This is a genomic window from Brevibacillus sp. NPDC003359, from assembly GCF_042878995.1.
Lineage (GTDB): Bacteria > Bacillota > Bacilli > Brevibacillales > Brevibacillaceae > Brevibacillus.
The window spans coordinates 1116357-1140100 of the sequence record NZ_JBIAOR010000001.1 but is presented as its reverse complement, the minus strand read 5'-3'; the positions used below and the strand labels follow the sequence as shown (position 1 = coordinate 1140100).

At 47.6% G+C, this 23744-nt stretch carries 7 protein-coding genes; all 7 read left to right on the top strand.

Annotated elements, in window-relative coordinates:
- Positions 1-145 precede the first annotated feature (145 nt).
- The 7 genes from edeP to edeJ all read left to right on the top strand — a co-directional run bounded on the left by edeP (position 146) and on the right by edeJ (position 23743).
- Positions 146-4651, top strand: a complete 4506-nt coding sequence (edeP, locus tag ACFYU8_RS04980; protein WP_390295257.1) for an edeine non-ribosomal peptide synthetase EdeP — start codon at positions 146-148, stop codon at positions 4649-4651.
- 76 nt (positions 4652-4727) lie between these two features.
- The gene (locus ACFYU8_RS04975; protein WP_390295259.1) at positions 4728-5975 is read left to right on the top strand and encodes a lysine 2,3-aminomutase; all 1248 of its coding nucleotides are present in this window, start codon (positions 4728-4730) and stop codon (positions 5973-5975) included.
- A 24-nt stretch (positions 5976-5999) separates the two neighbouring features.
- Complete coding sequence (gene edeN, locus ACFYU8_RS04970; protein ID WP_390297253.1) at positions 6000-12515, top strand: edeine non-ribosomal peptide synthetase EdeN; 6516 nt, start codon at positions 6000-6002, stop codon at positions 12513-12515.
- Positions 12516-12530: 15 nt separating this feature from the next.
- Positions 12531-13694, top strand: a complete 1164-nt coding sequence (locus tag ACFYU8_RS04965; protein WP_390295262.1) for a pyridoxal phosphate-dependent aminotransferase — start codon at positions 12531-12533, stop codon at positions 13692-13694.
- Between the two features lie 17 nt (positions 13695-13711).
- On the top strand, positions 13712-17002 hold the full coding sequence (gene edeL, locus ACFYU8_RS04960; protein ID WP_390295264.1) for an edeine non-ribosomal peptide synthetase EdeL: 3291 nt from the start codon (positions 13712-13714) through the stop codon (positions 17000-17002).
- 33 nt (positions 17003-17035) lie between these two features.
- A complete protein-coding gene (gene edeK, locus ACFYU8_RS04955) occupies positions 17036-21019 on the top strand; it encodes an edeine non-ribosomal peptide synthetase EdeK (protein WP_390295266.1) in 3984 nt (1327 codons plus the stop codon).
- A 30-nt stretch (positions 21020-21049) separates the two neighbouring features.
- Positions 21050-23743: an edeine non-ribosomal peptide synthetase EdeJ gene (gene edeJ / locus ACFYU8_RS04950; protein ID WP_390295268.1), complete on the top strand. Its 2694-nt coding sequence runs from the start codon at positions 21050-21052 to the stop codon at positions 23741-23743.
- Position 23744 lies beyond the last annotated feature (1 nt).

The window sequence follows — 23744 nt, the reverse complement described above, 5'->3', positions numbered from 1 at the left end:
ATAAATAACATTTTATGGAAAATTCATTTGACACTATAGAAGAGTCATCTATATAGTTGGAATGGAAGTATTTGTAATCAATTAGATTTTTTGCCATGTCTGAATTGTGATTACATCTGCACAATTCCGAAAGGGGGGATATGCATTGCGCCAGGATAAGAAGCAATGGAAGGTCGGATATCCTTTAAGTCATCCTCAAAAGCGTATCTGGTATACGGAAAAATTACATCCACATCTCCCTGTCCATACGTTAGGGGGGATGGTACGGGTTCAAGGAAAGGTGAAACTGGATGTACTAGAAGCGGCCATTCATCTGTTCATTCAAAAGAACGATGCTTTGCGACTCAACTATCAGGAGGAAGAGACAGTCCTTCAGTTTGTTGGAGAGTATGAACCACAGCCATTGCAGGTGTTTGATTTCAGACGGGAACCGAATGCCCCTGATCGGTGCAGACAATTCATGCAAGCTTTGTTTGAAAAGCCGTTTTCCATCGGACAGGAGCCTCTGTTTTACTTTAGTCTGATTCAACTGAGTGACGAAGAGTCGGGGTATTTTGTAAAGCTGCACCATTTGATTGCTGATGGATGGTCAATCTCAATCATGACAGAACAAATTGCTCAATTTTATGACACGTTGCTGGCAGGCGGTACCGTTCATGTAGGAGATGAACACGCTTATCAAGCTTTTGTCGACAGGGAGCATGCCTATTCTCTGTCTGAGCGATTTGAAAAGGACAAGAGATACTGGCGGGACAAGTTTCAGAGCTTGCCAGTGATCACGACATTACAAAAGGCAACAGCTACTTCGGAAGGCAAGCGCAAAGTGTATTCATTTAATCGTGAAGATTCGACAAGAATACGCGAGTTTGCAACCCAGATGAAATGCTCGTTAAATTCCTTGTTTGTGGCTCTCGTCAGTCTTTACCTTCAGCGCTGTACGAGGCAAGAAGAAATCGTGATCGGTACACCGCTGTTAAACCGTTCAGGCAAAGTAGAGCGCAAAATATTCGGGATGTTCACCAGCACCATGCCATTTCGTCTGGCAGTTCCGATGGAAATGGATGCTGTCAATTATGTCAAATATGTCAACAGGGAATTGACTTCCTGTTTTTTTCATCAGAAATATCCCTACGATTTGCTGGCTCAAGAGTTGGAATTGAAGAAACATGGCTATGACAGCCTGTTTCAGATTTGTGTAAATTATTACAGCACGCAGCTTCCCTTCACCGTTGGCGGGTACCCCGTTACGAATGAGGAGTTTTATAACGGTCACCAGTTGTACTCGCTCCAAGTAATTATCAGGGAATGGGCTACAGATGAACGATTGACGCTGGAATTGGATTATAAGATCGCCGAGTACACGGAAGATGATGTTGACCGAATAGCGGATCATCTCCTAAGGCTGCTCAATGAGATGATCTCGAATCCAGAAGTTCCGCTTTCCAATCTGAACTTCCTTGCAGACGAAGAGTTGGCACTACAACTCAAAACGTGGAACGATACAGCGGCTTCCTATCCCAGCGAGAAGACGGTTGTCCAGTTGTTTGAAGAGCAGGTAAAACGCTCGCCACAGGGAGTTGCATTGGAGTCAGAGGATCGCATTCTAACGTTTCAAGAGCTGGATGATCAAGTAAATCGACTAGCTCAGTCGTTGCGAAACCGAGGAATTGGCCCAGGCGTAATTGTCGCTCTGCTGGCAGATCATTCGCCAGAGCTGATAATCGGGCTGCTGGGAGTGCTAAAAGCTGGCGGTGCTTACCTTCCGATTGACCCTCAACTTCCTTCTCAGCGAATCGAATATCTACTGTCTGATTCTGGAGCGGACCTGTTGCTTCGTCACACTTCTCGAACAGATGCGATTTCGTGGTCCAAAGAAGTCCTGGACCTTGGTGATTCGTCCCTGTATCGACATGATGGCGCAATCCTGGAATCGGTTAATCAGCCAGATGATTTGGCCTACGTTATTTATACATCAGGCTCTACCGGAAATCCGAAGGGGGTCATGGTTACTCATCGGGGGTTAGTCAACTACATATGGTGGGCAAAAGACCGCTATCTTACCAGTCCTGATGAAGCCTTTGCTTTTTATTCTTCAGTGGCATTTGATTTGACGGTTACGTCCATTTTTTGCCCGCTAGTAAAGGGAAATCGGATGGTGATCTATCCGCACTCCGATTCAGAATTTGTGTTATCTCGCATCTTTAGCGACGGACGTTCCCATGTTGTAAAGCTGACACCTGCCCATCTGTTTTTGCTGCAAGAAATCGATTTGCCTTGTACTACGGTAAAAAAAGTGATAGTAGGCGGCGAGGACTTGAAGGTGAGTATGGCTCGGGCTATTCATGCGAAATGGAACGGACAAATCAACATTCTCAATGAGTATGGTCCTACGGAGACTGTCGTCGGTTGCATGATCTATCAATACGATCCAGAGACCGATGTCGAGGGTTCTGTGCCGATTGGACATCCGATCAGTAACGTACAACTCTACGTACTGGATTCATATGGGAAACCAATCCCGATCGGAACGACAGGAGAGCTGTTCATTTCGGGAGATAGCATGGCACGGGGGTATCTTAACCGCGAGGAATTGACGCAAGAGCGTTTCTTACCTGATCCGTTTCAGCCAGGCAAAGTGATGTACAAGACGGGTGATCTTGTTCGCTATCGGCCAAATGGAGTCATGGAGTATCTCGGGCGGGCTGACTATCAAGTGAAGATTCATGGTTACCGCATTGAATTGGGGGAAATTGAGCAGCAGCTCCTTAGCCATCCTACTGTGCGTGAGGCGGTAGTGATCGATCGGACAGATATGTGGGGGCGTAAGTACCTTTGTGCTTACTTGATTACGGAAACAGCTTTCCAGGAGAAAGAGCTGCGCGAGGAACTGGTACGACGATTGCCCACGTACATGATCCCTTCGCAAATCATGCAGCTTGAACAATTTCCACTGACCTCAAATGGCAAGGTGGATCGAAAGCAGCTACCTGAACCTGTTATCGAGCGAATGGGTGAGGAGAATGAGACCACTCCTCGTGACGAGTTTGACAAGCTATTGGTTGAAGTGTATGAGAGCGTACTTGGCCATTCACCACTTGGCCTACATGACCCCTTTTCCCAACTAGGGGGCGATTCGATCAAGGCGATTCAGGTTTCCTATCGATTGCATCAGCGAGGAATCAAGATTCCAGTGAGAGACATTTTGCACTATGACACGATCGTAGAACTAAAAGCGAGTAGGGACTGGAACTGGGAAGTGGAACGGATCTCGCAGGTGCCGTGTACTGGTGAGTTGCCGCTGTCGCCGATTATTTCTTGGTTTCTGTCACAGCATTTCCGCAATGCTGATCATTGGAACCAGTCGTTGCTCCTTGAAAGCATGGAAAAGATTACGCTCGAAGAGTTCGAAGCAAGTCTGTCTGCGCTGGTCCATCATCACGATTGTCTGCGACTCAATTACTCTGCAAAAGATGGAAAGCTCTTTTACAACGAGCGCCATCTTACAAGTAGTGTGTCGGTAACTTGCGTCGATTTGTCATCCTTACCACAAGACGAACAGGAGCGTAGAATGCTTGAGGCGGTGAGAGCATGCGCTGCTAACTTCAACTTGGAAGAATCGCTTCTTTTTACCAGTTGTCTCTTTGAATTCGGTCCGGATAAGCCACAGCGATTGTTTCTGACGGCCCATCATCTTGTTGTAGACGGTGTCTCTTGGAGGATTCTTCTGGAAGACTTGATGAGTGCCTTGACCTGTCTAAAACGCAATGAGCCTATCGTCCTGCCGGAGAAAACACATTCGATGCAAGCATGGTTACAAGAGGTTTCCGCCTTTTACCAGTCAGATCAGACCATCAAAGAAAAAGCGTATTGGGACATGGTTTCCATCCCGGCAGACAAACTTCCAACTGATCACGATCTTGGCGAAGACTTGGTTGAAAACAGCGCTACATCTACGCGCACACTTTCAGCAGAGGTAACGTCACGGTTGTTGACAATGGCTAACCGAATGTTCAACACGGTTCCCCAAGACCTGCTGGTAGCGGCACTTACCCGGACATTGCATGATGTGTTTAAGAGGGAACGTTTTTTGCTGGTAATGGAATCGCACGGGCGTGAGTCCTCTATTCATGCGATGAACGTAACCAGAACGGTAGGGTGGTTTACGAGCATGTATCCTGTGCTGATCGAAACGAATGCAACCAATCGGTCTGATCACCTGAAAGAGGTAAAGGAGAAATTGCGACAGATTCCAATGGGGGGACTTGGGTTTGGTTGGCTACAGCCTCATCTGCTAGAAGCAGAGGAAAAATCCCAGGTTCGATTCAACTATCTGGGTTCCGTTGATAATCAACCAACAGATGATCTGGTTCTGGTGGGAGGAAACTTGACGGTTGATGCTGGAGCGGCTAACCATTTGACAGCACTGCTTGACATGGCAGCTCTCATTCGGCAAGGAGAACTTCAGTTTTCTATTACCTACAGCTTGCAAAAGTATCGCAAGGAGACGATGGAGAAGCTACTGGAGTCGTTTAACAATGAATTGGAGCAACTCATTGATCATTGCTGCAGTCAGGAGGCACCTGAATTTACTCCATCGGATTTTGAAGATGTGGAATTGACACAAAAAGAACTGGATTTGCTGTTCGGATAACAAGCGAATCATGATTGACCGAGTGTTCTGAGAAAGCAAAGAAGACGAGTGTTTATGAATGACGGGAGGGATTACGTTGAGTGTTAAGGTATTAATGGGAAAAAAAGGATTTGAGGAGTTCGCAACAATTGTCGGCTTTACAGAAGCCGAAAAGGAAGAACGAGGTGCTTTACTGGAGCAGTCTTATATGCCATTTAAGGTGACTCGCTATTATGCTGAGTTGATTGCGAGTCAGACAGAGCCGTATCGTACCCAGATGATCAATATCGTGCTTCCGCCTCCGGGAGAAAAACCTTATAAAGGTCGCTTTGATCCGTATGGAAACAAGTCGTACCGTCAGGATGAAACAGCTTTCCTGCAACACAAGTACAAAAAGACATTGTTGCTGCACATCGACGACTTTTGTATTGCCAACTGCCAGTTCTGCTATAAAGTGAATGAAATCCGCCATGAGGATATTGGATACACCAATATTATGGATAAAGCAGAAAGGGCAGTGCAGTATCTGGAAGCTCATCCGTACATCGATAACGTCCTCTTTACCGGTGGAGATCCAGCTTCTTTCCGTAAAAGCTCTGACTTAATCAAGCTGATCAGCACTCTTTTGAGTGTAAAGAGTATTCGACTCGTTCGCTTTGCAACCAAGGCTTTGGCCTATGATCCGGCTCGTTTTCTTGATGGAGAGCTACTAGCGTTTTTTGACCAAGTAAGACAGACACCTGGCAAGCAGGTGAGTGTGATTTCTCAGTTCAACCATCCTGGGGAAATTAGCGATGTTTCGATCCAAGCAACGCAAGCCCTGTTATCCGTCGGCGTACAGATTCGCGGGCAGCCTGCCATCATTCGTGGAGTTAACGATTCTGTCGAGACGTTGATCGACTTGCAGCGCAAGTTTCTCGACAATCGAATCATTTCGTATTATTTAACCGTGTTTATGCCAGTCAGGGGAGTCGAGCAGTATGCCATTCCACTAGACGAGGCGTTCCGGAATGTGGCTGAGTCCAAACGCAATTTGGGTGGCTTGGAGAAAAAAGGGGTACTTCTTACTTCACACGACTTTGGAAAATTAGAGATTTGTGGCTTTTATCCTACAGCGGAGCGCCCTGAAAAAATTATTTTGAAATGGCATCAAGCGGTGGGGCCAGACTATCTTCCAGAGCGGTTGAAAGAATTAATCCCAACCCGTTCAGAAGACTTGATGATTTTGGACTACAAACAGGGAGAGATGTTTTGTCTCGACCATGTGTTCAAACACAATGGCTTGCCGTATGTGAATGCAGATGGGGAGATCGTGGAAAACCTGCCGAGTGAAGCGGTTCGGTAAGGGAGTCAGGAGAGAAGAATTGTGATGAACAAGATCGACAAAAACAATATAGCTGACATTTTGCCGTTAAGTCCAACGCAGGAGGGCATGCTGTTTTACTACCGGCTTCAACAGGATTCCAATCTGTATTTTGAACAGCATCGGCTAACCCTTCGGGGCAAGTTTCAACTGGAGTTGTTTACTCAAGCTGTTACGATGGCGTTTGAGGCCAATGAAATGCTTCGTACGGTTTTTCGCTGGGAGGGGCTTCAAGCCCCTATCCAGGTGATTCTCAAGCAAAAGACACTGGAGATTCCTTATTTCGATTGGAGCGAGTCACCGTCTACAGAGCGGGAAAGAAAACTGTCTGTCTTGTTGTCACAGGACAAGCAAACACCCTTCACGCTTGAGTTGGGCAATACCATTCGCATTCAAGTAGTCAGGATGGAGTTCTATCGTTATGAAATCATTTGGTCGTTTCATCACATTCTCATGGACGGGTGGAGTTCCGGCATTCTCCTAAGAGAGATATTTACAGCATATGGTCAATTGTGCGCGGGTCTGCCCCTTGCGATCAAACAGAAAGCGAAGTACAAGGAGTATCTGCGTTTTCTCAAAGAAACTTCGAAAGAACAATCGTTATCGTATTGGAAAGATTCCTTACAAGGAATTAGCTCTCCTACACCGCTTCCATATATTCGGGATCGTAACGAAGAGCAGCGGTATTCTTCTCATCATCTTCGGCTCAGTCGAACGCTTACGGAGACATTGGAGGAAACATCCAAGCGTTACCGCGTGACTATTAGCACACTTTTGCAAGCTGCATGGGGTATTTTGCTGCAAAAATACAGCGATACGCGGGATGCTCTTTTTGAAGTGGCGTACGCCGGACGTCCTGCCCATCTCACCGGAGTGGAGGATATCGTCGGTCTCTTCATCAAGACGTATCCGCTCCGAGTCAAGCGGACAGAAACGACAACAGTTAAAGAGCTGCTGGGTGTCATGATGGAAGAACAGCACCAGATGGCCCCACATTTGTACGTACCCGCAGTCGAGTTGAAAAACTGCTCAGAGATGGACGCACAAACCCCGTTGGCGCATAGTTTGTTTGTTTTCCAAAATTATCCAATCGACAAGACGCTGGCTGGATTGGATCTTGACTTCGAGCTGGAGAATATCACTTCACATGAAACAACCGATTATCCAATGGTGCTGGAAGTAACACCAGGGGATGAATTGACACTTCATGTCAACTACCAGGCATGGAAGTTTCAAGCGAGGGAAATCGAGCGCCTGGCTCTTCACTTTCAGAGCCTTCTTGAGCAAATTGCCGCTGATCCGGAACAAGAGATTCGTAACCTTACCTTGCTCAGTGATCGTGAGCGGCACGAGATGATCGAGGAACAGATGAAAGTCGTGCCAGTTCCAAGTAACTACTGCGTACACGAGTTGATTGATCAAGCGGCAGAAAAAACTCCCGATGCAGTAGCGCTCGTACAAGGAAAGCAGATTGTGACCTACAAGGAGTTACAAGAGCAAGCGAACCGCCTGTCTTGGGCTCTGCAAAAGGAGGTGACAGATGCAGGTCGACCGATAGTTATCATGTGTGATCGTTCCCCTGAAATGATTACTGCACTGCTGGCTATCCTCAAAACTGGTTGTTACTATGTCCCGCTTGATCCAGATTTGCCGAGAGCGCGAATCGAACAGATCGTAAGCCAGATTCAGCCTATTCTGATTGTGACAGAGGGCAGCTATCTGGAACTCGTCGCTGACTTGCAAACACGGGTGTTTCGTCTGGATGAACCAGCAAGCTGGGCACAGGAGTTAACTCAAACACCACGGCGACAAGCGGCACCTTCGAGTACTGCGTATGCCATCTTTACTTCTGGTTCGACAGGTACGCCAAAAGGTGTGCGTGTAAAGCATGATCAATTAATCAACGCTCTTTGGTGGCACATCGAATTTGTCGGGTTCTCTGAGCAGACGAGAACAATGCAAATCGCCACACTGACTTTTGACGCATCGGTTGTCGAGATTTTCTGCACACTGATCAGCGGCGGTACCCTTTGCTTGTTGCAGCGACATGAAAACAAGTCCCCGCAAAAGCTCGCGGCTGCCATCGAGAGCCAACAAGCAAACGTGATACTCGTCGTCCCTACGATGTATCACGCTTTGCTTGACCACGTGGCTGATGGCTCGCTAGATTCGATTCAAAAAGTGCTGTGTACAGGAGAGATGCTGTCTTCTTCGCTAGTGGAACGACATGCAGCCTTGCTGCCTCAAGCGCAGATGTACAACTTGTATGGCCCAACGGAAAATAGTATCTCGGCATCTGGGTATTGTGTACCACAACAAGGGCCTTTTGAAAACCCGCTTCCGATTGGATATCCGAGTTACAACGTTCGTGTCTTTCTTCTGGACCAAGATTTTCATCTATTGCCAAAAGGGGTAATAGGGGAAATGTACGTAGGCGGTATGGGGGTAACGGAAGGATACATCGCTGACGAGGAAAGAACCAGAGCGAACTATCTACTGACCCCATATGGCAGGCTTTATCGTACAGGAGACTTGGCTTGCTGGACGGATGAAGGACATCTGCAATATTTTGGTCGCAAGGATTTCCAGATCAAGATTCGCGGCAACCGCGTTGAATTGGAGGAAATTGAAGCTGTCCTGCGCCGTCAGCCTGGTGTCCGGGAAGCAGCGGTAGTGGCCATTCAGGAGTCAAAGCGCGATCCTTATTTGGTTGCATGTTTGGTTGCAATGCACCCGATTGAGGAGCACGTTCTGCGAGAAGCAGTGCTGACTTATCTGCCTGACTACATGCTACCTGCCTTTTTTGTCCATCTTGATGCGTTGCCTCGGACGCAGAGTGGCAAAGTAGACAAGACTGCTTTGCAACGTCTGGATTACACGCAGTATCGTACGGGAAAGGAAGAGGCCCCGGCAGATGAACTTGAGCAGCAATTAGCGCAAATATGGCGAGAACTTTTGGCAGTTGAAAAAATAAGCGTGCACGATCATTTTTTCTCGCTAGGAGGCCACTCGCTGAAGGCCGCTCAACTCGTGACCAGATTACAAAAAGAGAGAAAAACAGACATCACGATCAGGGATGTATTCCAGAACCCGACCATTCGACAAATGGCTGATCGCATCAGAGGTAGACAGCCGAAATCCTACGCGCCGATTGATCGAGTTAGTCAAGCCGAGAGATACAGGGCTTCTTCTTCACAGAAACGAATTTTCGTGATGCATGGAATAGAAGGAGAAAGCACTAGTTACAACATGTCGGGTGTAATCGCGGTGAACGGTCAACTGGATGTAAGTCGAGTGAAACGTGTATTTAAGGAAATCATCCAAAGGCATGAAGCATTCCGTACTTCGTTTGCGGTACAGGAAGGAGAAGTGTATCAGTACATCAGCGAACATGTGCCATTTGAGATCAAAACCATTCATAGCGACGGCAGGACATTGGACGAACTGATGGAAGAATTCCGGCAATCTTTTGATTTGAAGAAAGCACCTCTCCTTCAGGTTTGCCTAGTCGAGGTCACAGCTACTCAGCATTATCTGCTGTTCAACTCTCATCATATTATTTTGGATGGCATTTCACTGAATGTGTTAATGGAGGATTTTGCTAGACTGTATGCGGGTGAAGAGCTGCCTGCACTGCCTATTCAATACAAGGACTATGCCGATTGGCAGTGGCAGAAGCGGGGTAGCGAGCAGTGGAATCAGCAGGAAATATATTGGGTGGACATTTTCAACGAACGAGTTCCGCTCATGTCTTTTCCGCTGGATTATCCGCGTCCTTCTGTTAAGACATTTCAGGGAGATCACCATACGTTCTTCCTTACTGATTCTACGTACAGTGATTTGCATGCATTTGCCAAGCTGAACGAAGTGACTGTCCATGCTGTTTTGATGTCAGCTTATTACGTGTTGCTGATGAAATACACGTCTCAAGAAGATTTCGTTGTCGGTTCACTGGTAGCTGGACGAAACCATCACGATTTGGAGCGAATCGTCGGCGTCTTTATCAACTTCCTTCCAATACGCAATCGTCCTCGAGCCGATCTTGTGTATACCGATTTTGTACAAGAGGTTCAGCGCAGTCTGCTACTGGCCTACGAACATCAGGAGTATCCGTTTGAAGAGATCGTTGCTCGCAGTGACGCAGGTATCCAGCAAACGCAAAATCCATTGTTTGATACGATGCTGATCTTCCACAACCAGCGAGAGCAAGAAGTGCGGTTTACATTGGGCGACGTGCAATTTGAAGAGGTTCCGCATGAATCGAAGACGTCGAAACTTGACTTTAAGCTGGATATTACACCAGTCTCTGATCAGTTCAGGTGTGTGCTTGAATACGATACTCAGTTGTTTAAAGCTAAAACAATGGAAAGCTTCGCTGACAACTTTTTGCGCATTCTCGCATCACTTCTGAAGCTTCCGAAGCAGCGATTGGACGATGTTGACTTTGTCCCACAGCAAGCAGAAAAAGAGGGCGTGATGAACTGCCTTCATCATGTCGGGGTTGCCGTTCCAGAACTGGGTCCGGCTCAAATCATGTACGGCACTCTCGGATTTGATGCAAGCGATTCTCTGCATGATCCGGAACAAAACGTGTATCTCTCGATGTGCATGAAACCGGGATGTGTGCCAATCGAGCTAATCGCGCCTGTCGATGAAACGTCACCTTGCGTTCGTTTGTTGGAAGAGAAGGGGACGGGTCCATACCATCTATGTTTTTCCGTTTCCAATATTACACTTTTTATGAATAAATTAGATGACTTTGGATTCAAATACGATTTGGTCAGCGCTCCTAAGCCAGCGGTACTTTTCAATCATAGACACGTGGCCTTCCTCTTTCTGGAATCAGTGGGCTTGATTGAACTTGTAGAGAGCGAGAATATGACACATGACGAATGGCAAAGCAGCGATCAGCGATCTGTTGTCCGACTGCTTACACCAGATGCTGAAAAGTCATTGTCGTTCTTTACGTTCCTCGGCTACCGTGTTCACGAGAAATATCTGGATCGGCAATCACAAGCCAGTATCATTACACTGGGCAAAGGGAAAGAGAGCAGCATCCAGTTAGTCGAGCCTCGAATGGAGAACTCACCAGAACAGCGGGAGCTCATGAAAAGTGGTTGTGGCGTATACCAAATCGAGGATAGGGTAGCGAATCTGACCGAACGGATCGACACACTGATAGCGTGTGGCATACCCGTTTCTTTTACAGACCGGACAGGACAGAATCTGCAACTGACAGATGCCCCTTACCTACTTTTAACCGATGGAAAATCAGCAACACAAAGACCTAAGCCGATTCTAGGCGATTTTCATTCGGAATCAGCACCCATCTATTCCTTCGTTCAGGAACGTTTGCTGAAAGAGGAACGGGAAGATGGGATTGTGGCTGTCAGATGTTTTGACATTGAGCTTCAGAGCAAAATCGAACTGTCGTATATGCAGCAAGCATTGCAAGTTCTCGTGCGACGTTTTCCTCAGTTGTCGCCACAAGGCTTTTCCGAACCGATTCCGCTGGAGTTAAGTGATTTACAGGAGAAAAGCGATGCAGAGGCAAGGATATGGTTGCGGGAACGATTGACTGCCGAGCAGAAGAGGCCGTTTGAGGACAAAGCAGGCCGTTTGGTTCGATTTGAACTGATAAAGCTGGCTGCAGACCGCTATCGGTTGATTGGAAGTCTTCATAGTTCCTTGAGTGATTGGCGAGGTTTCGGCCTTCTTCTGGAGGAATGGGAGGCTCTGTATCAGGCGATTGCAGAAGGACGTGAACCAGCTGCGGAAGAACAGCCTCGCTACGAAGCATTCGCTGTTTGGCAGAAAAAAATGCTTTATCACGGACATCTCGAGTCCCAGCGTCACGAGTGGTTGACAGCCGTAAATCCACATTCTGCTCAACCATTTGGTACGGGAGGGGTGGCGACGCGACAAGTCGAGCAGTATATCGACCCGACAGGTCACGCCGATTTGCTGCATGTAGCTACTCATTCCAATCAGGAGCTGGGAGACATCTTGCTTGCCTCCTACCTGTTGTTGCTTCGACAAGTTACCCAATTGCCTACTTTGACGCTTGGGGTAGTGATGACGAATCGGACACAAGATGTGTTGGAACAAACGCTAGGTAACTTTGACAACATCGTACCACTCACGATCGATATGCAGACGATCAGTTCGTTTTCACAATTATTGGATCAAACGAAGCAGGTACATGCCCAGATGCAAACGTTCGCTTTGTATCCGTCAGAGCACTGGCAAGCGACAACGCACATGGAATGGCCGACACTTTTTGTCAATCAGACGATACCGTTCAAAGCTAAGTCAGCAGTCTGGAAACGTGAAGTCAAACGTTCAGTTGAGCCAGAAATAGCGGGAAGTCCGTTAGTTCTTCAGGTATCAGAAACTTCAGAGGGTATCCATGTCGTTTTTGCCTATGACCCATCTATGCTTCAGACGGCATATGTTGAATCGCTTTCGGATCGCTATGTGAAAATCTTAAAAATGTTAGCAGAAAAATCCAAAATAAAGTAAAAGGGGTAGGGAAATATGGAAATCAGATCTTCAATTAATTTTCACGACGAACGCTTTTTGATGTTTGTACTGGACCAGATGGCAAATGAGCTTGAGAGAAACGGTGGAGAAGCGATCCGCATGACTCTTGGGAAGTCAGAAATGCCGCTGCATCCCGAAATTATCAATTCCATGCAACAGGCATTGAACAGCTTTGAAAAATATTCACTCGTATATCCAGGTGGGCTGCCGGAGCTGAAAGATAAGCTCTCGACTCACTATAAAACAAAATACGATGTGTCAATCAAACCGGAGAATTTCGTGATCAGTGTCGGTACCAGCACACTCTTCCGTAACCTGTTCTACCTCCTGCTAAAAGAGGGCGATGAAGTGTTGCTGCCGCTTCCGTACTATTCGCTTTACCATTTCTGCGCGTTGTTAGTCGGTGCGAAAGTTCGTTATTACAAAATTGATATGGATACGTTGAGACTTGATGTGGAGTCGTTTAAAGAGAATTTTACAGACAAGACGAAAGTGGTCGTGATCAACACGCCTGGCAACCCGTTGGGAAATATTCTTACCAAAGAGGAATTGTATACGATCGACGACATCGTAGACGGCCGTGCGGCTATTATCAATGACGAAATTTATGCGAATACCTACTTCGATGACGAGTGCGAATCCGTGATGCAGCTGAAAAATACTAAGTCTACATTCATCACAACCGATGCGTTTTCCAAAGCATATCGGATGTATAGCAGACGTGTCGGATATGCGATCGTACCGGATGAACTGGTACAACCACTGACGGTCATTCAGCACCACACACTGCTCACAGCTGACCCAGTCGTACAGTTCGGAGCAATGGCTGCGCTTGATTACCAGCTTGAGGTTGATCATTTGGTCCAACTGTACAAAGGTCGTCGGGACTACACGATTGACGCTTTCCAAAATGTACCGGATGTCCGCGCTCTTCCAGCGAGAGGCAGCTTCTACTTCACAATTGACTGCGAAGCATTTATGAAGAGAAAAGGCATCAGTACGTCGTTGGAGTTAGCTACGCAAATTTTCGAGGCAACACATGTGGCTACTGTACCGGGTTCTGATTTTGGTATCCCGAACACACTGCGCCTCTCATACTCCGCTGCCAAGTATAACGAGGGAATTAACCGTTTGCGGGAATTTTTCACCACCACCTAAAAAGGGGAAGAGTCGCAATGAATGGACGTATGCAGCTCGATCTGGATCTGAACGAGTTTAACCTGCTCACTGATGATGAAGCGAACTTGTTAACCCGAGTCAATCAGACAGACAAACCGTATCGCAACAAAGTGACAATCGCTGAACTGTTCGTAGAGCAAGCGAAAAAAACGCCTGATAGAGTCGCTGTGGTAGAGGCGGATCGAGAAAGAACATACGCAGAACTACACGCTGAAGCAAACCAGCTAGCCCGTATCTTGAAAGATGCGGGTGTAGTTCCTTCGCAACTCGTTGGAATTCTCGCAGACAGGAGCTCCCGTATGGTAGCGGCAGTTCTTGCCATCCTCCAAGCGGGTGGGGGATACGTCCCGGTTGATCCGCATTATCCCCGAGCTAGAATCCGGTACCTTTTGCAGGATAGTCGCTGCAAGGTGCTTGTAACAGAATCCATTTATCTGGATGAGATCATACCGGATCTACCGGACAGCATCGAAACGATCATTTGTTTGGACGAGACTTCCTTCCATCACGATGTATACAAGGTCTATACGGCGTCTGACATTCGCGGTCAAAAGGATGAGGCGATCGCCTCGGCAGGCTCAGAGGATGATGTTGCTTATGTCATCTACACATCTGGTTCGACTGGTGCACCAAAGGGCGTCATGATTACGCATAAACAGGTCTTGAATACGTTGTTTTGGCTGGAGGAGACTTTTCCACTAAGCGAGACAGATGTTGTTGCCCAGAAAACCTCCATTTCTTTTACGGACTCGGTGTGGGAATTGTTTTGGCCGCTGATGGTTGGATCAAAGCTATCTATTTTGAAAGAGGAAGACGGCAAAGATCCAGGAGCGTTGTATGACTGGCTGCGCGAGCAACGCATTACAGTCACCCAGTTCGTTCCAGCGATGATGAATGTGTTTCTGGCTCATGTGCATTCTCGTAATGAACCAGATCCGTTGCCCCATTTGAAGTGGGTATTTAATGGTGGAGAAGCACTGACGGCTAATTTGGTTCGCGAATGGAATCGTCTGTTCCGTAACGCGCGAATCGCCAATATTTACGGCATGACAGAATCAGCTATATACGCTTCCGTCTATCTTTGCACAGAGCAACCCGATGAAGAAACTCTCAGAATTCCTGTTGGTGTTCCCATTGCCAATACTCATATGTTCATCCTTGGGCAGACGGGGGAAATTTGTCCCCCAGATGTCAAGGGAGAGATTTGCATCGGAGGAATTGGCATCACTGACGGATATTTGGGCAAGCCTGAGTTGACCGAGAAAGCTTTTACCTATCATCCCATTACCGGTGAGCGCCTGTACCGTACTGGAGACGTCGGATTACTCAGCGAAAAGGGAGTATTTGAATATCTAGGGCGGATGGACGATCAGGTACAAGTGCGCGGCTACCGTGTGGAATTGAAAGAAGTGGAACGCGCGGTTCTTCAGCATCCTGCTGTGAACCAGGTAGCCGTGATGGCTATGACTGATCAGATGGGTATGACCGAACTAGCTTGCTACTATGTAGTGCAAAACGACGGAGTTCATCCAGATGGGCTTCGCGCGCATCTGCTGGAGTGGCTTCCCGGTTATATGATCCCGAGTTACTTTACGGAGCTGTCCGAGATGCCGCTTACCCCGCATGGAAAGATCGACCGTAAAGCTTTGCCCGCTGTAAAGCCCAGTGTCAGTAGTGATTACGTACCACCGGCAAATGCTGTCGAACAAAAGCTGGCTGAATTGTGGGCGGATGTTTTACAGATTCCATCGCCCGGTGTCCTTGATCACTTTGTCGGACAGGGAGGACATTCGCTAAAGGCCATTCAGCTTTTATCCAGAATTGAAAGTGACCTCCAAGTGAAACTGTCTATGCGCGATCTATTTGATGCACCGACGATTCGAGGCTTGGCGAATCGGATCACAGGTAGCCTCCAAGAGATGGAGCAAAAACCGATCGTCTTGCTCAGTGATCAGGAATATTATCCAGTCACGCGTGCCCAGGAGCGGCTTTACCTGTTGTGGCAGTTGGAGGAAGATGCCACCAGCTATCATACACCGGGAATTATGCAGTTGACGGGTTCCCTCGATCCAGGGCGTCTTCAAGCGGTTGCGGATCAACTCGTCGCACGACACGAGGCGCTGCGTACCTCGTTTCATCTGATTGAAGGTCAGGTGAAGCAAAAAGTACACAGTGACCTGTCCGTACAGATCGAGACATGGGCAGCAGACGAGGAAGATGTGGAAAAGACCATCGAACGTTTTTTCCAGCCATTCGATTTAATGCAAGCTCCCTTACTTCGTATCGGTGTAATTGAGCGCTCATCAGAAGAACATCTGTTGATTTTTGACATGCACCATATCATTTCAGATGGCATATCCAAGTCCATATTGCTTGAGGAGTTTTGTACCCTCTACCAAGGACAGGTGTTGCCGGAATTGTCGGTACAGGCCAAGGAATTCGCTTGGTGGCAAAGGGAACAAGCTGCCGAGAGCGGTTGGGTCGAACATGAAGCCTACTGGTTGGATGCTTTTTCCGGTCAGCCACAACCGTTGGCAATCCCGACCGATTTTCCTCGCCCACAAACAATGACCTTTGATGGAGACGAGCTGCTGACTGAGCTGTCTGCAGAATGGCTGGAAAAACTCGACTCGTTCACCCGTCAGAGTTCTACGACGCTGTACATGCTTCTTATGGCCGTCTATTCTGTGTTGTTATCCAAATACAGCAATCAGGAAGACATCGTCATCGGCTGCGACATGGATGGCAGACAACGAGCGGAGTTTTCCTCTGTTGTAGGGATGTTTGTTAACACCTTGGCATTACGAAACTGGCCGAAGAAAGAATTGACCGTCCAAGAGTATATCGGGCAGGTACGCCAAAACGTGCTAAGCGGTTTTGAGCATGGAGACTATCCATTCGATCAACTCGTAAGCCAGATTCAAGTGCCTCGAGATCCAGCAAGGAACCCGTTGTTTGACGCCATGCTGACTCTGCATCATGCAGCGGAGCAGCAAAAAGTCCGTCTCGATCAAATCGAGTTTGCTCCCTACGAGTTCAGACGCAAAGCTGCCATGCTCGATCTGGCTTTGGAAGTGGTTAAGGCTGAGGATCATTTATGCATGCATTGGCAATATAACACGAATTTGTATAAGAGAAACACAATCGAGCGGATGGCTCAAGACTTTGTCATTCTTCTGGAGCAAATGGTAGCCCACCCGAACCGAACCATTGGACAACTTCAGATCGGTCATGGAGTAGTACAAGTTGCACAGGGACAAGTGGACGACGATGACTTTGCTTTTTAAGAAATACATGAGGGACAGAAAAGAGGGATTGGCTTGACAACGATAACTGCACAAAACATCTTGCTGGCCAGTGGGCAGTTTGATCGCGAAAAAGACTATTGGATGCAGAATCTCTCGAGAGAGTTTCATTCACTTGACCTTCCAACAGACTCTCGGGCCTCGTTTCAGCGTCAGTCTGAGCTTCGTGAGCTGACCATCGCGTTTCCGGAGGAGCTGAGCAAGGCACTGATTCAATTGAGCAATGGCTCGGATCAGCGTTTGTTCATGGCTTTGCTGAGTGGATTTTGCATCTTGTTGTCCAAATATACGGGACATCAAGACCTATGCGTTGGAACAGCTATCTTTCGTCAATCAGAGCCGGGTGAGTTTTTGAACAAGGTACTGCCCTTGCGTCACCAGGTACTCCCGGAATGGAGTATCAAGGAGCTGCTGCAAGAAGTGCGGCAGACCTTAAAGGCTGCTGTGGAACACCAGAACTACCCAATCTTGCGGTTAATCGAGGAACTGCAGGTACCGCAGCAGGGGGACAGCACACCGTTCTTTGAGGCGACTTGCTTATTGGACGTACTTCATGATCAGGACGACCTAGAACAAATTTCGAGCGAGTTGCAGCTCCTTTTTTCTAAAAATGGAAACTCGCTCGGCTTACTCGTGCGTTACGTTGGCCAGAGATACCAACTCCCCATGATGGAACGAATGATGGAGCATTTAGTCCGTATCTATCAGGTTATCGTAGCCCAACCGGATCAAAAGATCGCTGAAATGGAGTGCTTATCTGAGTCAGAGGTTCGGGAGTTAGTCCTTTCATTCAACGACAACCGAGTTGATTTTCCGCGTGATCAAACCTTTGATCGCCTTTTTGAGGAGCAGGTAAAAAAGACTCCTAATCGCAAAGCGGTGACAGACGGAAAAACAACCTTAACCTATCAGGAATTAAACGAGCGTTCCAATCGACTCGCGCGTCATTTTATCCAGCAAGGATTACGACCTGGCACGAAAATCGGTATTTATATGAAGCGTAACGTGGATACGCTTATTGCGATTCTAGCGGTGTTCAAAGCGGGAGGAGCCTACGTACCGATTGATCCAGACTATCCGCAGCATCGAATTCTGTATATCGTGCAAAAAAGCGAGATTGCTGGGTTGATTACTCAGCCTGATTTGCTAGATGGACTGGACCCGATTCGAGCATCCTCACCTGAATTGAAGTATCTCTATGTCTTTGGTCAATCAGTTGAATCACTAGAGTCACTTTCGGGAGAGAACATCGAACGGAAGAGTGCGGCAACAGATTTGGCTTACATCATCTTCACATCGGGCACGACTGGACAACCGAAAGGCGTAATGGTGCACCATCGTGGAATGATTAACCACATTTTCGGTAAAATCAACGACCTATCCCTATGCGAGGATGATCTTGTCACACAGACGGCATCCCTTTGCTTCGATATTTCTGTTTGGCAATATCTGGCTGTTTTATTGGTGGGTGGCTCTGTGCTGGTGGTCGATACGGAGACGGTAATGGATACGCAGGCCCTTCATAACGTTCTCCGTTCCAACCGCGTCACCGTAGCGGAAGTGGTGCCATCTCTGCTGTCCGTGTTGCTTGACCTCGTTCAAGAATGGCCCGATTCCGAACGCAGCTTCCCTGATCTAAGGTGGATGGCAGTGACAGGAGAGGAGCTGTCTGCCCCTTTGGTGCAGCGATGGTTTGCCTGCTATTCGAAAATTCCATTGGTGAATATGTACGGGCCAACGGAAGCATCGGATGATATTACCCACCATATTATCCGGAAAATGCCCAGCGAACAGCAGATAGTGGTTCCCATTGGCATACCGATTCAGAACACTCATATTTACATACTCGATCAACATCAGTGTATCTGCCCGCGAGGAGTTAAAGGAGAAATTTGTGTAGCCGGTCCGGGAGTTGGGTACGGCTACTACAAAGATGAGGAACGGACGCAAAAAGTCTTTGTAGCAAATCCGTATGCCAGCTGGGTAGAAGACCCTGATTATCAAGTCCTCTACCGAACAGGTGATGTAGGCCGGATCACTGAGGACGGATATATTGAGTACTTCGGGAGAATGGACAATCAAGTCAAGATTCGGGGGTACCGAATCGAATTGAGTGAGATTGAACAGGTTATGCGCAGACATCCTGCGGTCAAGGATGCAGTGGTCTTGGCGCTCTCAGAGGACACGGGCGCAAAGTACTTATGTGCCTATGTCGTTCCAGTGGAGGATTTTTCCGCCAGCGATGTGCGTGATTATCTGTTTACTGTGCTTCCGGAGTACATGGTGCCGATGCACTATGTAAAACAAAACGTTTTGCCGCTCACCCCGAACGGAAAAGTGGACAGAGGGGCTTTACCGAAGCCTGACACACAGGATCGGGTTGACACATCAAGTTTTGTGTCAGCAACAACTGAGACGGAAAAAGTTCTCACCGATATCTGGGCTCATGTATTACAGCTCGATCCAAAAACAATCAGCGCACGGGACAATTTCTTCGCTCTAGGGGGGCACTCGTTAAAAATCAACGCGGTGACTGCTCAGGTTGCACAGCAGTTTGGCGTACAGATTCCACTGCGAACCATGTTTAATCACCCAACTATTCAGGAGCTTGGCAAGGTGATTGATGAAGCAGACAAGATGATTATGAAAAGACAATTCCCAGTCGAAGCCAGATCGTACTATCCTGTTACTCCTGCCCAGCGTAAATTCTTTATTCTTCAACAGTTGAATCCGGCTGACACAAGTCTCCACATTACGGCTGCCCGTTTCATCGAGGGTGATTTGAGCCGAGAGAAGGTACAACATGCTTTTCAAGGATTGATTGACCGCCATGAAGCTCTTCGAACCTCGTTTGATTATATCGACGGGCAAGTGGTTCAAATCGTACCCGATTCGTTGGCCTTTCATATGGAAGAGAGCGAAACAAGTGCGGAACAGTTGGATGCCAGCCTGGCAACGTTTGTACGGCCATTCGACTTGCGTCAAGCGCCTTTGCTGCGTGCAGGGCTAATCAGGATTGCACCGGAAAAGCATCTCTTGTTGTTCGACATGCACCATATCGTTTCAGACGGTGTATCCATGGATATTCTCGTGGACGACTTTGTTCGTCTCTATACAGGCGTGACACTTCCTGCCTTGGATGTTCAGCAGAAAGAATTTGCAGTTTGGCAGGAATCTGCACTGGAGTCAGGGGAGCTTCAAGCTGACTATTGGGCAAACTTGTTTACCAGCCCGGCTCCACTTCTTTCGATTCCGACTGATAACGAAAGGCCAGAAGCTCTTACGTTTCCTGGTGCGACGATTGAGTTCGAGATATCGGCAGAGGAGAGGCAGCAGTTGCAGGAGCTGGCAGCGCAGGAACATGCGACACTCTACATGGTGCTGTTGTCGGTTTACAACATGTTGCTTGCCAAATACAGCGGTCAAGAGGATATCGTTGTCGGAACTCCGGTAGCTGGGCGAAAATTTGCAGAGTTTGATGAAGTAATCGGGATGTTTATCAACACCATTCCCCTACGCAATTATCCAAAAGGCGAGAAAAACTATCGGGAGTTTCTTGCGGAGGTCCGCGAGCATACGCTAACCTCGTTTGAACAAGCGGATTACCCGATTGATCTGTTTGTCCAGACACTTGGCCTTGAGCCAAATATAGGTCGCCAGCCCCTTTTTGATACGATCTTTGTCCTGCAAAACATGGACAATCCGGAAGGGGAACTGGAGCTTGAGGATATGATCATCAAAAACTATCCACTGCAAAATGACACGGCTAAACTTGACCTTCATCTGTCGGCTTACCCTGTTTTTGACAGACTTACATGTAAGCTGGATTACCGCAGTGACCTGTTCCGAAGAGAAACGATGGAACAGTTTGTGAGTGACTTCAAAAGCTTATTGCAGCAGGTGATGGAAGATCCTAAGCGCCTCCTGCAGGACTTTGAATTGACCCGTGACGTGGCCCTTATTCAGGCACAGGGCGTTGATTGGGATTTTGAATTTTAGAGCAAGCGGTGAGTAAGAGGGGGAAGGCATATGGAGACTACTATTTCGCAAAACATTCTGCTAACCAGTCGGAAATTTAGCCGGGAGGAGCAGTACTGGCACGAGAAGTTACAGGGGGAGTGGACACTCTCCCTCCTTCCAACCGAAGGGACGGGCAAGGAAGGCGATGGGGAAGAGGCGGAGACAAAAGAAATAGCTTTTGTATTTCCCGATGATTTGAACGCTGCCGTTGTGGCCCATTGCGATCATCATCCAATGAAGCTCTATCTGTTCCTTCTATCGACGTTTCAAATCATGCTGAATCGGTATAAGCAGACAGACGACATGATCATTCTCACGCCAGTCTTTCAGAATCCGCTTCCCCCTAATGCTTGGAATCGGGTGCTACCGCTGCGTGTACGGATGCATCAAGAAGCTACTTTTGCAGAAGTGGCGAAAGAGGGTAAGCAACTGGTCAAAGAGGCAATTGAGCATCAGAACTATCCGTTTTCGCAAATGATGCAATGGATTGATCTATCCGACACGGATTTGAAGACACTGACAGATACTGCCTTCGTACTAGAAGACATGCAGGATATTTCTGCTTTAGAAGGTCTGTCACTGCAAGTGGTATTTGTATTCAAGCAAACAGAAGATGGAATTACAGGACGCGTGCGGTATGCGGGTGAGCAGTTCCAAGGGGCAGTTATCGAACGGATGATCAGCCATTATCAACAAATTCTTCGTGAAGTGGTCGCCGATCCCAAACGGTTGGTTAACACCATCGATATGTTGACTGAGGCAGAGCGAACTGATCTGTTGTATACCCGCAATTATACGGATGTTCTTCATTCTGCTCCAAAGCCGATTCATCAACTGATCGAGGAACAGGCAGCGAGTACTCCTCATCTAACAGCAGCTGTCTTTGGCAACAAAACCCTTACCTACGCTCAACTTAATGGCAAAGCCAATTCCCTTGCGCGTATGTTGAAGGACCGCGGCATTGGAAGAGGAAGCCATATTCCAGTCTTGATGAATCGTAGCTTGAATTTGGTCATTTCCCTGCTAGCTGTGATGAAAACAGGTGCGGCATTTGTCCCGCTAGACGTTCAAAGTCCGAACGAACGGAAAAAGCAGCTACTGGATGAATTGGATTGTGCGGTGACGCTGATCGGACCAGAAATACATCCAGAACCGTCATTTGTGCAAATGACACATGCTGTCATCGTCGATGCGGATGGAATCAGGGAAGAAGGAGACTTGAATGTCCAGGTAGATATTGACGACCCGATTTATGTGATCTATACATCTGGTTCCACTGGCAAACCAAAAGGAGCTGTCGTTCCTCATATCGGTATTTTCAATCGGTTCCGCTGGATGGATGAACATTACGGTTGTACAGAACAGGACGCCATTTTCCAGACGACTCCCCATCACTACGACAGTTCGGTCTGGCAACTTTTCTGGCCGCTCTTGCATGGTGGCCGTACGGTATTGCCGATTCCTGAATTTGAAATGACGCTCGATCAAGTGTTGAACGCCATTACAACCTATCAGATTACGATTACGGACTTTGTGCCGTCGGTCTTCAATCTGCTGGTAGATCAAATGGAAACACGGACGGAGATACACGATTCACTTTCTTCGATTCGCCACTTGATCTTGGGGGGAGAGGAAATTACGGCTCACACCGTGCATCTGTTTCTTCAGCGGTTCCCTCACATTCGTATCACGAATCTGTACGGTCCGACGGAGACGTCTATTGGTGTCATCTACTTTGAGATCGACCATACCCATCAGGGAACGATACCGATCGGAAAACCGATAGCCAATACGAAAATCCTGCTCTTGGATGCTAATCGCAAACTTGTTCCTGCTGGACATCAAGGGGAGATTTATATAACAGGCTTGTGCTTGGGGCATGGTTACTTGCATGATCCTGAGAAAACAGCAGCCAGCTTTGTTGACAACCCATATCCGGAAATTGGTTATCAAAAGATGTACCGGACAGGCGATCTTGGGCGTTATTTGCCGAATGGCAATATCAAGTTCTGCGGTCGCATCGATCATCAAGTAAAAGTACGCGGGCACCGAATTGAGCTTGGCGAGATTGATGAGGTGCTATTGTCCCACCCGCAAGTAAAAGAGTGCGCCGTGCTATATCAACAAGAGAAAGCTCGTTTGTGCGCGTACTACGTATCAAATGCGGAGGAATTGACCGCTAGCGACTTGCGAGGTTATCTCGGCGAACGGCTTCCCGATCACATGATCCCTTCCTTTTTTGTCAGCATCGAAAAAATGCCTTTAACAGCAGGGGGTAAGATCAATCGCAAGTTACTGCCAGAAGTGGATGAACAACTGGCGTCCGATGCTGAATATGTAGCCCCCCGAAACGAGAAGGAAGAGCAGCTGGTTACCATCTGGAAAGAAATCTTGGGAATCGAAAAAGTGGGGGTACACGACAGCTTTTTCCAGCTGGGAGGGAATTCCCTGCTGTTGCTCAAAATGCATGCGGAAATTGTCAAAAAAATCGATGCCGAGATTAGCGTCGCACATTTGTTCTCCTACTATACGATTGCCATGTTTGTGGATTTTCTCGAACAAAGAAAACAGGATCAATTTGCATCTATGGAAGATCATAGCGATGATGATGAATCCCTTCTGGAATTGCTGAGGGAGGTCAAGGAGGGAGTTCTCTCCGTAGACAAGGGTGCCGAACTGATCGACAAAAGGAAGGGGAATTAGG

Bases quoted from the DNA above. Each gene is read 5' to 3' on its own strand.
- edeN (WP_390297253.1), top strand. From the start codon at position 6,000: ATGAACAAGATCGACAAAAACAATATAGCTGACATTTTGCCGTTAAGT.
- ACFYU8_RS04965 (WP_390295262.1), top strand. From the start codon at position 12,531: ATGGAAATCAGATCTTCAATTAATTTTCACGACGAACGCTTTTTGATG.
- edeL (WP_390295264.1), top strand. From the start codon at position 13,712: ATGAATGGACGTATGCAGCTCGATCTGGATCTGAACGAGTTTAACCTG.
- edeJ (WP_390295268.1), top strand. From the start codon at position 21,050: ATGGAGACTACTATTTCGCAAAACATTCTGCTAACCAGTCGGAAATTT.